The sequence below is a fragment of the Streptomyces sp. NPDC030245 genome, from assembly GCF_055572995.1.
The window spans coordinates 124,520-137,031 of record NZ_JBVICF010000003.1; the positions used below are offsets into that span (position 1 = coordinate 124,520).

Sequence of the window (12,512 nt, forward strand, 5' to 3'; positions counted from 1 at the left end):
CCTCCTCCGACCTCCCGTAGCGCAGACAACGCAGAAGAAGCTGCCCATGTCTCTTCCCGCTCCGTCTTCCGTCTTCGACAGAGAGGGGCGCCGGCGACCCGCGTCGGCCCCCGCCCCCTTCTCCGGTGGACCGGCACCCGCACCGGCTCCGTCCCCGGTTCCGACGCCACGCGGCCCCGGCGATCTCCCGCCCGCGCACTCCGTGCTGATCTGCGTCGCCCTGCCCGCCCTGGCGATCTCGACGGACCAGGGGCAACTGACCGGCCGTGGACTGGAGGGCTTCTACCGCGCGGGGCGCCGGACCCTGTCCCGATGCCAGGTGCGTGTGGCGGGACGCGAGCCGGTCGCCGTGCAGGCCCGCATGCTGTCCGCGGACAGCGCCCGCTTCGTCGCCACGCTGCGTCTGTCGACGGACGGCGGCCCGGACCCCGAGGTCGTCGTCGAGCGGATCCGCCACGCCGACGGCACGGAGCGCATCACACTGCACAGCGCGTCCGGCCGCCCCCTGCGGCTGCCCCTCGAAATTTCACTCGGCACGGACCTCGCCGAGGTCGGCGCGGTCGCCTCGGGCCGAGCCGGACCCGAACTGCCCGCCACCGTGCACGACTCCGGCATGCGCTGGTCCTCCGCCACGGCCCACTGCCTCGTCACGGCCGACCCCGCGCCCGCCGACGCCCTGGCATCCGCGGGCCTGCTGCGCTGGGAGATGCACCTGCCGCCCGGTGCCTCCCGGAGCGTGGAGCTGCGGGCGCGGCCCGACGGCGCCGGGCCGGTCCGGGCCGTCGGCCACGGCGCGGCGCGCCCGGGAACCGCAGCACGGGCCGCCGGGGACGACCCGCGGGTCCAGCCGCTGTTCGCCCGGTCCGTCGAGGATCTACAGGCATTGCTGCTGCGCGACCCCCGGCACCCGAGCGACCTGTACCCGGCCGCGGGGGCGCCGTGGCGCTGCGGACTCGCGCCGGCCGAGGCACTGGCCGCCGCCCGCATGGCGCTCCCACTGGGCACGCGCATCGCCGTCGGGACGCTGCGCACCCTCGCCCGCAGCCAACTCACCGAACCCGGCCCCCGCTCCGGCATGATCCCCGGGCCGCTGCGGGACGCGGGGCCGCACCTGCCGCCCGGCTGCACGGGCACCGAGGCGACCCTGCTCTTCCCCGTGCTCCTCGCGGAGGCCTGGCGCTGGGGGCTCCCCGAGCCGGAGGTCGAGGAGCTGCTGCCCGCCGCGGAGCGGTGTCTGCGGTGGCTGCGCGCCTCGGTCGGCGACGGCACGTTCCTGTCCGACGCCTGCCCCGGTGGCATCGCGCGCGGTGAGATCCAGGCCCACGCCCACCGCGCCGCGCTCCTCGGCGCCGACCTGCTCGACGCGCACGGCCGCGCGGACCCCGCCGGTCTGCGGCAGTGGGCCGCACGGCTGCGGTCCGCGTTCCAGGACGAGTTCTGGGTGGACGACCGGGCGGGCGGCAGACCCGCGGCCGCCCGCCTCGCCGACGGACGGCCCGTGCCGCACCTCACCGGCGGAGTGGCCCACCTCCTGGACACCGGTCTGCTCGGGTCCGGCACCCACGCCCCCGGACTGCTCGACAAGGTCAGGACCGGACAGCTCGCCCGGCTGCTCGGCGGCCCCGCCATGGACTCCGGCTGGGGGCTGCGCGGTCTCGGCGCGAAGGAGGCCGCGTACAACCCGTTCGGACACCGGGGAGGGGCGGTCCGCGTGCACGAGACGGCGATCGCCGTCGCGGGGCTGGCCGCGGCGGGATACGAGAAGGAGGCCGACTCGCTGCTGCGCGGCCTGCTCTCCGCGGCCGAGTCCTTCGGCCACCGGCTCCCCGAGATGTACGCGGGGGAGCAGCGCACCGAGGGCGCGGCTCCGCTGCCGCACCCGGCCGCCTGCCGCCCGGCCGCCACCGCCGCGGCCGCGGGGGTGCACGTCCTCGTGGCACTCGCCGGGATCCGGCCCGACGCGCCCGCCCGCACGGTGAAGCTCAACCCGGTCCGCAGCGTCCCGCTGGGCGAGCTGGAGCTGAGCGCGCTGAGCGTCGCGGGAGCCCCGTTCTCCGTGCGGGTCACCAGACTCGGCCTCGCCATGGTCGAGCAGGCGGCCGACGGGCTCCAGTTGGGGGTGTGACCGAGCCGAGAACCGCGCGGCGGCGAGCTGAGGAACGGCCGGGCATGCCCGGCGCCGCGAACCGTGAAGCAATGGGCGAAGGAGATGTTTATCGTCAGGCAGACGACTATGATCGCGGCATGTCGCCCTACGACCCGTCGGCCTTCCCGCCCTTCGCAGTCACCGTCGACCTGGTCGTGCTGACCGTGCGCCGGCACGCGCTCTGCGCACTGGCCGTGCGGCGCGGTGAGCAGCCGTTCCAGGGGCGTTGGGCGCTCCCCGGAGGTTTCGTGCGGGCCGACGAGGACCTGTCGGCGGCGGCCGCGCGCGAGCTGATCGAGGAGACGGGCCTGTGCGCCCACGACCCCGACGCCCCCGCCCAGGCCAACGGAGCGCATCTCGAACAGCTCGCGACCTACGGCGACCCCAAGCGCGATCCCCGCATGCGCGTGGTCAGCGTGGCCCACCTCGCGCTCGCGCCGGACCTGCCCGCGCCCCGGGCCGGCGGCGACGCGCACAGCGCCCGCTGGGCCCCGGTCGAGGCCCTGCTCCAGCAGGGGGGTTACGGCCGCGAGGACGAACAGGCGGCGCCGCTCGCCTTCGACCACGCCCAGATCCTCGCGGACGGCGTGGAGCGCGCCCGCTCCAAGATCGAGTACTCCTCACTGGCCACCGCGTTCTGCCCGCCGGAGTTCACCGTCGGTGAGTTGCGGCGGGTGTACGAGGCCGTCTGGGGCGTCGTCCTCGACCCGCGCAACTTCCACCGCAAGGTCACCGGCACGCCGGGCTTCCTCGTGCCCACCGGCGGGACCACCACCCGGCAGGGCGGCCGCCCCGCCCAGCTCTTCCGCGCGGGCGGCGCGACGCTCCTCAACCCGCCGATGCTGCGCCCTGAAGTCTGACGGCGAAGTCTGACGGCGGAGACCGGCGCCCGAAGACGGGCACCAAAGATCGGCACCGAAGATCGGCGTCGCAGACCGGCGGCGGAGTCCTGCGGCGGTCCGGCTGGGACACAACTGGCCCAAGCCCTGACCGAAAAGCCGTAAATGTCGCGTTATCTTGCTGCAGTACCCACGGGGTCCGTCCGTCCCCGATCCGGCGGACGGGCCCCGGCCGCCGAGCGGTCGCACATCCTGCGAGAGAAGCGATGATCCAGGCCATCGGACTGACCAGCAATCCCCGCCAGGAGCTCCCGCCCGCCGTGGACGACGTGTCCTTCGAGGCGCGCACCGGCCGCGTGACGGCGCTGCTCGACGCCGACACCGCCGACGCGACCACGGTGCTGCGGCTGATGCTCGAACTTCAACAGGGCCGTGGCATCACCTACTTCAGAGGCCGCCCCCTGCGCCGCATCGCCCGGCCCTCGCACGAGGTGGGTGTCGTCCTGGGCGAGGTCCCCGGGCACCCCGCGCGCTCGGTCCGCGGCCACCTGCGCATGCTCTGCGCGGCCGTGGGCGTGCCCGCCGGGCGCGCCGACGACGTCCTGGAGGTCGTCGGACTCGTCAGCCTCAGGGAAGAGCGCCTCGGCACCCTCTCGCGCGGCATGGACCGCCGTCTCGGGCTCGCGTGTGCGCTGCTCGCCGATCCGCACGCGCTCGTCCTGGACGGACCGGGTGACGGTCTCTCGGCCCGCGAGAGCGCGTGGCTGCACGGGATCCTGCGGGCCCACGCCGATCAGGGCGGCACGGTCCTGTTCACCACGAACGACTCCAAGGAGGCGGCTCGGGCCGCCGACCGCGTCGTCACCCTGGAGTCGGGACGGCTGGTCGCCGACCAAGAGGCCGCGGACTTCGCCCGGACCAGGCTCCGCCCCCGCGTCGCCGTCCGGAGCCCGCACGCCGCCCGCCTCGGCGCCCTGCTCACCAAAGAGGCGCGCGCGGGCCGACGCTCGATCGAGGTGGTCACGGAGGACGGCAACAGGCTCTCCGTGTACGGCAGCAACTGCGCCGACGTGGGGGAGACCGCGTACCGGCACGGCATCCTCGTCCACCAACTTGCCGACGAGATCGGTGACACGGGTCCCTCGATGCAGCCGCAGCCGCAGCCGCAACCGCATGCACCCCAGCCGCAACCGCATGCACCCCAGCCGCAACCGCATGCACCCCAGCCGCAACCGCATGCACCCCAGCCGCATGCACAGCCGCCCCAGCAGCCGCATGCGCAACCGCGACCGCAGCCGGTGCCTGCGGAGTCACCCGGTACCGCGACCGCGCCACCGACCACCGCCGCCAGGGATCCCAAAGAAACCCTCCCGCTGCCACTCGCCCTCCCGCTCGAAGGCGCCGACGACACCGTCCCGCTCGACGCCGGAGCCACGCGCCCCGACATCCGCCCGGACGCGCCCTCCGAGGCCCCGCATGCCACGCATGGCACACAAGCCCCGCATGCCACACAGACCCCGCCCACCCCGCAAGCTGCGTTGTCCCCCCTGCCACCCCCCATCACCGTCCGCCCCAGCAGAAGCCCCCTCAACCCCCTGCGCTACGAAGTGCGCCGTCTGCTGGGCGTCGGTGCGGGCTACTTCACCCTGGCCGCCGTCCTCGCCGGCTCCGCCCTGCTCTGCGTCTTCCTGGCGCGGAGCGGGCACACGCCGCAGCCGCGCCTCCTCGCGGCCTGGCCGCACGAACTTCCCCTGCCGCCCGCGGCCCTTGGTGCCGGGCTGCTGGGAGCCCTGGCCTTCGGCGACGAGTTCCGCCACCCCGCGCTCGCCGCGGACCGGGGCACCGTCCCGCGCCGCCTCGGGATGCTCGGCGCCAAACTGCTCGTCGCGGCCGTCACAGCGCTGCTGCTGAGCACCGTCACGGTGGCCTCCGACGCCGCGCTGCTCCACCTCGTATACGGAGACGAGGTCACAAAAGTTCCCGCCGACTGGCTTTCGCTCGGCGCGAGTTGGGTGGCCCTGGTGACGGGCTGCGCCTGGGCCGGGGTGCTTGCCGCGGGTGTCTTCCGGTCCACGGCGGCGGGCCTCGCCGCGGTGCTCGCGGTGCCGATCGTCGTCGTACCCCTCGTACAGAAAGCCGTCGAGGGGCCGTCCGTGCGATCCGCGGCCGGACTTCCTGCGCGGCTCAGGGACCTCGCTCTGGTGCAGTGGCCGTTCGGCGCCGAGCGGTATCTGGTCGCGGGAGTGCGCATGATCGCCCAACCCGTGGGCGGCGCACTGATGTTGTCCCTCACCGCTCTGCTCTGCACATATCTGCTCACGGCGACGCGTGCCAGGGTCCGCTGAGGGCCGTCGGAAACCTCCCGGAGAGGCGCTGTGGGTAACTCCCCGGAGGGCGTCCGTTTCTTTCCGATAAGGCGTCAATTGCGGCGGGGTAAGCGATCACCCTTTCGTGTGCTTTTCACCAAAGACCTCAAGGGAGTTGGAGGCAGCGCCGACAACTGATCCGTGAGTACCCTTGCGCACACCATGATGACCACCGCCCGCTCCGCCGACTCCGGCCTCGCAGGACCGGGCGACCTCGACCGATACCCGTACGCGGAGCCCGCCGGTGGCGACCGCGTCGTCGCCCCCGTGTGGGAAGGCCCCGACCAGGATCTGGGACGCATGGGCCGGCGCGCCGCAGGAAGTCGCGGCCGCGGGCTGCACGGCCAACTCGTCCAACAGCTGGGCCAGATGATCGTCTCCGGAGACCTCGGAGCCGACCGCCCCCTCGTCCCCGAGGAGATCGGCCAGCGCTTCGAGGTCTCCCGCACCGTCGTCCGTGAGTCCCTCCGCGTCCTCGAGGCCAAGGGCCTCGTCAGCGCCCGGCCCAACGTCGGCACGCGCGTGCGCCCCGTCAGCGACTGGAACCTGCTCGACCCCGACATCATCGAGTGGCGGGCCTTCGGCCCCCAGCGCGACGACCAGCGGCGCGAGCTCGGCGAGCTGCGCTGGATGATCGAGCCCCTCGCCGCCCGCCTGGCCGCGGGGCACGGCCGCGAGGAGGTGCAGCAGCGCCTCTCCGACATGGTCGAGATCATGGGGCACGCGCTGGGCCAGGGCGACGTGATCACCTTCTCCCGCGCCGACGCGGAGTTTCACTCGCTGCTCATCCAGGTCGCCGGCAACCGCATGCTGGAGCACCTGTCCGGCATCGTCTCGGCCGCCCTCCAGGTCTCGGGTGGGCCGATCACCGGCTGCGACCGCCCCAGCGAGGCGTCCCTCGTGCACCACTCCCGCGTCGTCGAGGGACTCGCGGCGGGCGACGGAGCCGGCGCCGAGGCCGCCATGCGGCAGCTGCTCGTCGTCCACCCCGACATGGAGCGCGTCGTGCCCGCCCCGCGCGAGCACTGACCGCGCGGCCACCCCGGCGCCGCCGTCGTGCGCGTGCCCCGCGGCGGCACCGAGCCGTCGCCTACGCCGCTCCGCGACCGTCGACGACTCCCGCCACCGCTGTCCAGCGTCGCCGGACCTCCGCGAGCTCCCCTGGGGCTCGGCGGAGTCCGGCGACACGAGTGTGGGGGGTTTCTTCGCGGGGCATCCGGGGATCATTCGTGCATGCGTATAGGTGGCTTCTGACCGTGTCTGGATGCTTTTGTGCGCTTACGTGGTGTGACTCGGGCCACGTAGATTGGGCGTAACGCTCCAAGGAACAGCGCGATGACCTAAGAGGTGATAGCCGAGGAGGGAATACAGACGTCGTCCGCGACGCTGTGCAGCTCCCCGGCCCCCGCCCGCGCCGTCGGCACAATTCCCAGCCGCCGGTCGTCGGCTCCGGTCCACAATGGACGGGGCCGGAAGCCGTTTTCCAACGTTCCGAGAGGTTGTTCGTGTCGGCCAGCACATCCCGTACGCTCCCGCCGGAGATCGCCGAATCCGTCTCTGTCATGGCGCTCATCGAGCGGGGAAAGGCTGATGGGCAGATCGCCGGCGATGACGTGCGTCGTGCCTTCGAAGCTGACCAGATCCCGGCCACCCAGTGGAAGAACGTTCTGCGCAGCCTCAACCAGATCCTCGAGGAAGAGGGTGTGACGCTGATGGTCAGTGCCGCGGAGCCCAAGCGCCCCCGCAAGAGCGTCGCAGCGAAGAGCCCGGCCAAGCGCACCGCGACCAGGACGGTCGCCGCCAAGGCCGCCACGGCGAAGCCCACCGCCACCGCCGCCACTGAGGCACCGACCGCGGACGGTGGCTCCGAGGGCACGCCCGCGAAGAAGGTCGCAGCCAAGAAGACGACGGCGAAGAAGGCCGTCGCCAAGAAGACCACCGCCAAGAAGACGACGGCGAAGAAGACCACCTCCAAGAAGGACGCCGACGAGCTCCTGGACGACGAGGTCACCGAGGAGGCACCCGTCGCCGGCAAGCCCGGCGAGGGCGAGCCCGCCGAGGAGGGCGCCCAGGGCTTCGTGCTGTCCGACGAGGACGAGGACGACGCGCCGGCCCAGCAGGTCGCCGCGGCAGGCGCCACGGCCGACCCCGTCAAGGACTACCTGAAGCAGATCGGCAAGGTCCCGCTGCTCAACGCCGAGCAGGAGGTCGAGCTCGCCAAGCGCATCGAGGCGGGCCTGTTCGCCGAGGACAAGCTGGCCAACGCCGACAAGCTGGCCCCCAAGCTCAAGCGCGAGCTGGAGATCATCGCCGAGGACGGCCGCCGCGCCAAGAACCACCTCCTGGAGGCCAACCTCCGCCTGGTGGTCTCCCTGGCCAAGCGCTACACCGGCCGCGGCATGCTCTTCCTGGACCTCATCCAGGAGGGCAACCTCGGTCTGATCCGCGCGGTCGAGAAGTTCGACTACACCAAGGGCTACAAGTTCTCCACGTACGCCACCTGGTGGATCCGTCAGGCGATCACCCGCGCCATGGCCGACCAGGCCCGCACCATCCGTATCCCGGTGCACATGGTCGAGGTCATCAACAAGCTGGCCCGTGTCCAGCGCCAGATGCTCCAGGACCTGGGCCGCGAGCCCACCCCGGAGGAGCTGGCCAAGGAACTCGACATGACCCCGGAGAAGGTCATCGAGGTCCAGAAGTACGGCCGCGAGCCGATCTCCCTCCACACCCCCCTGGGTGAGGACGGCGACAGCGAGTTCGGTGACCTCATCGAGGACTCCGAAGCGGTCGTGCCGGCCGACGCGGTCAGCTTCACGCTCCTCCAGGAGCAGCTGCACTCCGTCCTGGACACCCTCTCCGAGCGTGAGGCGGGCGTGGTCTCCATGCGCTTCGGCCTCACGGACGGCCAGCCCAAGACCCTCGACGAGATCGGCAAGGTCTACGGAGTGACGCGTGAGCGCATCCGTCAGATCGAGTCGAAGACGATGTCGAAGCTGCGCCACCCGTCGCGTTCGCAGGTCCTGCGCGACTACCTCGACTAGGCAGACCGGTCGCCCCGGCGATCGGGTCGAAGCACTCCACTAAAGGCCCGGAGCCCGCAGCATGCGGCTCCGGGCCTTTCGCGTGCGTGCGCCGGGCGAGTGCGCCGGGTGCGGGTGCGGGGCGAGTGATACTGCATGACTCTGGGGTACTAACCGCCAACCCAGAGTGAGGAGATCGCATGCGTCGTCCCTTCGCCCGAGCATGGACCGGGGCGCTGGTCGCGGCGGCCACCGCCGCCGCCCTGCCCCTGGCCTCACCGGCGCCCGCGGCGGCCGACAGTGTCGTCGTCGGGGGCAGCCCGGTGGAGGTGTCCAAGAGTCCGTGGGCGGTGGCGGTCGCCAGTCGTGACCGGTTCGGCGCTGACCGCTCCGGGCAGTTCTGCGGTGGCGTGGTCACCGGGCGTACGACCGTCCTGACAGCGGCCCACTGCATGACCAAGGAGGTTCTGGGAGTGCCGCTGGCCCAGGTGACGGACCTCAGGGTCATCGTCGGCCGCGGAGACCTGGAGTCGTCGGAGGGCGAGGAGGTCCGGGTGGACAAGGTCTGGGTCAACCCGGAGTACGACGGCTACACGAACTCCGGAGACGTGGCGGCGCTGACCCTGGCCAAGCCGCTTCCCGAGACGCACACGATCCGCATGGCGGGCCCGGGCGATCCCGCGTACGCGCCGGGGACGGGCGCTGCCGTGTACGGCTGGGGGGACACCACGGGCAGCGGCGACTACGCCCGTACGCTGCACGCGGCGCGCGTGGAGGTCCTGGCCGACGCGGTGTGCGAGAAGGCGTATCCGGGCAGTGCCGACGGGCGCTACGTGGCCCGCAGCATGCTCTGTGCCGGGGCCCTGGGCGGTGGGCGGGACGCCTGCCAGGGGGACAGCGGCGGGCCGCTGGTCGCGCGTGGCCGGCTCATCGGGCTGGTGTCCTGGGGGAGCGGGTGTGGGCGCCCGGGCAGGCCGGGCGTCTATACGCGGATCTCCGAGGTCGTCGACTCGGCGAAGGCCCGCGGCTGAGGCCGTCCGGGAGGCTCAGCGGCTCGGGGAGCGGTGGGTTCGGCCCCGGGAGGGACGCATGAGGGCCGGGAAGGGGTCTGCAAGGCCCTGTAAGGCCCTGTGACGAGAGCGGGCGGCCGTTCCTGCTGTGTCGGCAGGAGCGGCCGCCCGATCACCGGCCTGGTGTGCCGGAGCTGGCTCGTCGTGGATGCGATGTGTCAGCGTTCCTCTTCGGTGCTGCTGTCGGGAACGGCGGTCAGTCGCTCCGTCTCATCCTGTATCTCAGCGGCGATCTTCTTGAGTTCCGGCTCGAACTTGCGTCCGTGGTGGGCGCAGAAGAGCAGTTCACCGCCGCTCAACAGGACGACGCGCAGGTATGCCTGGGCGCCGCAGCGGTCGCAGCGATCAGCGGCCGTCAGGGGGCTCGCGGGGGTCAGAACAGTAGTCACGTCGCCTCTTCTCTAGCTCGACGAGCTGTCGTACCAGGGTCAACATCCAACCAGGCCGAAAACGTTCCCGCTCGTGGCTTTTCCTCGAATTTTCTTTCCCGAGGAGGTTGTCGTTGCCGGTTGGCGGCGAATGTGCCGTATTGCGTCTCTTACGTGTCTTACGGTTTCGCGCTGTCTGTCAGGGTCGGATCCTCCCCGGCTGGCTTGCCGGTTGTTCATGAGGACGTGCCCGGAGCCTAAATGGTTCATGCCTCGAAGGGAACGTGACGTGCGCTTCACTCCATCGAGGGATCGAACACGTATGCGAGTCTGGACTAGTCTGAGTTGAGACGAGGGTGGCGTGACAACGGCTCTACCAGGCCTCGGTACCCTCGGACCGGCAACCGAAGCCGCGTCCTTACCCCAAAGGACTCCCCTTGAAATTCAGCGAGGAGCGAACCGCGTGACCGCCGAGACGTCCGTGCCGTCCACAGCATTGCTGACAGGAGCAGACCGGGACGGTTCCAACTACACCGCGCGGCACCTGCTCGTCCTGGAGGGGCTCGAGGCGGTCCGCAAGCGTCCGGGCATGTACATCGGGTCGACGGACAGCCGCGGCCTGATGCACTGCCTCTGGGAAATCATCGACAACTCCGTCGACGAGGCCCTGGGCGGTTACTGCGACCACATCGAAGTCATCCTCCACGACGACGCCTCCGTGGAGGTCCGGGACAACGGCCGGGGCATCCCGGTCGACGTCGAGCCCAAGACCGGCCTCTCCGGAGTCGAGGTCGTCATGACCAAGCTGCACGCGGGCGGAAAGTTCGGCGGCGGTTCGTACGCGGCCTCGGGCGGTCTGCACGGCGTGGGCGCCTCCGTGGTGAACGCGCTCTCCGCGCGGCTCGACGTCGAGGTGGACCGCGCCGGGCACACCCACGCGATCAGCTTCCGGCGCGGTGTCCCCGGCGCCTTCGCCAAGACCGGGCCCGACGCGCCCTTCGACCCCTCCGCCAAGCTGACCAAGGTCAAGAAGATCCCCAAGGCCCGCAGCGGCACCCGTGTGCGCTACTGGGCGGACCGGCAGATCTTCCTCAAGGACGCCAAGCTGTCCCTGGAGAACCTGCACCAGCGGGCGCGGCAGACCGCGTTCCTGGTGCCGGGCCTGACCATCATCGTGCGGGACGAGTTCGGTCTCGGCGAGGGCGGCACGAAGGGTGAGGAATCCTTCCGCTTCGACGGCGGCATCAGCGAGTTCTGTGAGTACCTGGCGCAGGACAAGGCGGTCTGCGACGTCCTGCGGTTCTCCGGACAGGGCACCTTCAAGGAGACCGTCCCCGTCCTGGACGAGCACGGCCAGATGACGCCGACCGAGGTCACCCGCGAGCTCGGCGTGGACGTGGCCATGCGCTGGGGCACCGGTTACGACACGACGATCAAGTCGTTCGTCAACATCATCGCCACTCCGAAGGGCGGCACCCATGTCAGCGGTTTCGAGCGTTCGCTGACCAAGACGATGAACGAGGCGATGCGTGCCCAGAAGGTGCTCCGCGTCGCCGAGGACGACATCGTCAAGGACGACGCCCTGGAGGGGCTCACGGCGGTCGTCACGGTGCGTCTGGCGGAGCCGCAGTTCGAGGGCCAGACGAAGGAGGTGCTCGGCACCTCCGCGGCCAACCGCATCGTCGCCAATGTGATCGCCAAGGAGCTGAAGGCGTTCCTTACGTCGACCAAGCGGGACGCGAAGGCGCAGGCCCGCGCGGTCATGGACAAGGCGGTCGCGGCCGCGAGGACGCGGATCGCGGCGCGTCAGCACAAGGACGCCCAGCGGCGCAAGACCGCCCTGGAGTCCTCGTCGCTGCCCGCGAAGCTGGCGGACTGCCGCAGCGACGACGTGGAGCGCAGCGAGCTGTTCATCGTGGAGGGCGACTCCGCGCTCGGCACCGCGAAGCTCGCGCGGAACTCGGAATTCCAGGCGCTGCTGCCGATCCGGGGCAAGATCCTGAACGTGCAGAAGGCGTCCGTGACGGACATGCTGAAGAACGCCGAGTGCGGTGCGATCATCCAGGTGATAGGAGCCGGGTCGGGCCGGACCTTCGACATCGACGCGGCGCGGTACGGAAAGATCATCCTGCTCGTGGACGCCGACGTCGACGGCGCGCACATCCGGATCCTGCTGCTGACGCTCTTCCAGCGGTACATGCGGCCGATGGTGGAGGCGGGACGGGTCTTCGCCGCGGTGCCGCCGCTGCACCGCATCGAGCTCAGCCAGCCGAAGAAGGGCCAGGACAAGTACATCTACACGTACTCGGACCGGGAGCTGCGGGAGACGCTGCTGGAGCTCCAGCGGAAGAACGTGCGGTACAAGGACTCCATCCAGCGGTACAAGGGCCTCGGTGAGATGGACGCCGACCAGCTGGCCGAGACGACGATGGACCCGCGGTTCCGCACCCTGCGCCGGATCAACATCTCCGACCTGGACTCGGCCGAACAGGTCTTCGACCTCCTGATGGGCAACGACGTCGCGCCCCGCAAGGAGTTCATCACCAGCTCCGCCGCGACACTCGACCGCTCCCGCATCGACGCGTAGGCGTGTCCGCCGGCTTCACCTGATGGGGTGAAGAGCGCGGGGAGGAGAGTCACGGATCTTCCCGTTCTGCCCATCCTTGGGCACGTGGCCGAACAGGGCCGCGGGCTAAGGAG

General features: G+C 71.3%; 8 protein-coding genes. 7 read left to right on the plus strand and 1 reads right to left on the minus strand.

Annotated elements, in window-relative coordinates:
* Window positions 1–46: 46 nt before the first annotated feature.
* The 6 genes from ACZ4Z4_RS09145 to ACZ4Z4_RS09170 all read left to right on the plus strand — a co-directional run bounded on the left by ACZ4Z4_RS09145 (window position 47) and on the right by ACZ4Z4_RS09170 (window position 9,405).
* Window positions 47–2,125: a glycogen debranching N-terminal domain-containing protein gene (locus ACZ4Z4_RS09145; RefSeq protein WP_468324415.1), complete on the plus strand. Its 2,079-nt coding sequence runs from the start codon at window positions 47–49 to the stop codon at window positions 2,123–2,125.
* Window positions 2,126–2,244: 119 nt separating this feature from the next.
* On the plus strand, window positions 2,245–3,006 hold the full coding sequence (locus tag ACZ4Z4_RS09150) for an NUDIX hydrolase (protein ID WP_362992694.1): 762 nt from the start codon (window positions 2,245–2,247) through the stop codon (window positions 3,004–3,006).
* Between the two features lie 245 nt (window positions 3,007–3,251).
* On the plus strand, window positions 3,252–5,330 hold the full coding sequence (locus tag ACZ4Z4_RS09155; protein WP_468324418.1) for an ATP-binding cassette domain-containing protein: 2,079 nt from the start codon (window positions 3,252–3,254) through the stop codon (window positions 5,328–5,330).
* A gap of 162 nt (window positions 5,331–5,492) precedes the next feature.
* Window positions 5,493–6,380 carry a FadR/GntR family transcriptional regulator gene (locus ACZ4Z4_RS09160; protein ID WP_468324421.1) on the plus strand — a complete coding sequence of 296 codons (888 nt, stop codon included), beginning with the start codon at window positions 5,493–5,495 and terminating at the stop codon, window positions 6,378–6,380.
* A 470-nt stretch (window positions 6,381–6,850) separates the two neighbouring features.
* On the plus strand, window positions 6,851–8,395 hold the full coding sequence (locus tag ACZ4Z4_RS09165) for an RNA polymerase sigma factor (protein ID WP_468324424.1): 1,545 nt from the start codon (window positions 6,851–6,853) through the stop codon (window positions 8,393–8,395).
* Window positions 8,396–8,574: 179 nt separating this feature from the next.
* Window positions 8,575–9,405, plus strand: coding sequence for a S1 family serine peptidase (locus ACZ4Z4_RS09170; protein WP_468324426.1), 831 nt, complete (start codon window positions 8,575–8,577; stop codon window positions 9,403–9,405).
* Between the two features lie 197 nt (window positions 9,406–9,602).
* Here the strand turns inward: ACZ4Z4_RS09170 and ACZ4Z4_RS09175 are convergent, their stop codons facing one another.
* On the minus strand, window positions 9,603–9,833 hold the full coding sequence (locus tag ACZ4Z4_RS09175) for a DUF7455 domain-containing protein (RefSeq protein ID WP_362992703.1): 231 nt from the start codon (window positions 9,831–9,833) through the stop codon (window positions 9,603–9,605).
* A gap of 442 nt (window positions 9,834–10,275) precedes the next feature.
* Between ACZ4Z4_RS09175 and ACZ4Z4_RS09180 the strand changes: the two genes are divergently transcribed.
* On the plus strand, window positions 10,276–12,399 hold the full coding sequence (locus ACZ4Z4_RS09180; RefSeq protein ID WP_468324428.1) for a DNA gyrase/topoisomerase IV subunit B: 2,124 nt from the start codon (window positions 10,276–10,278) through the stop codon (window positions 12,397–12,399).
* Window positions 12,400–12,512: the final 113 nt, after the last annotated feature.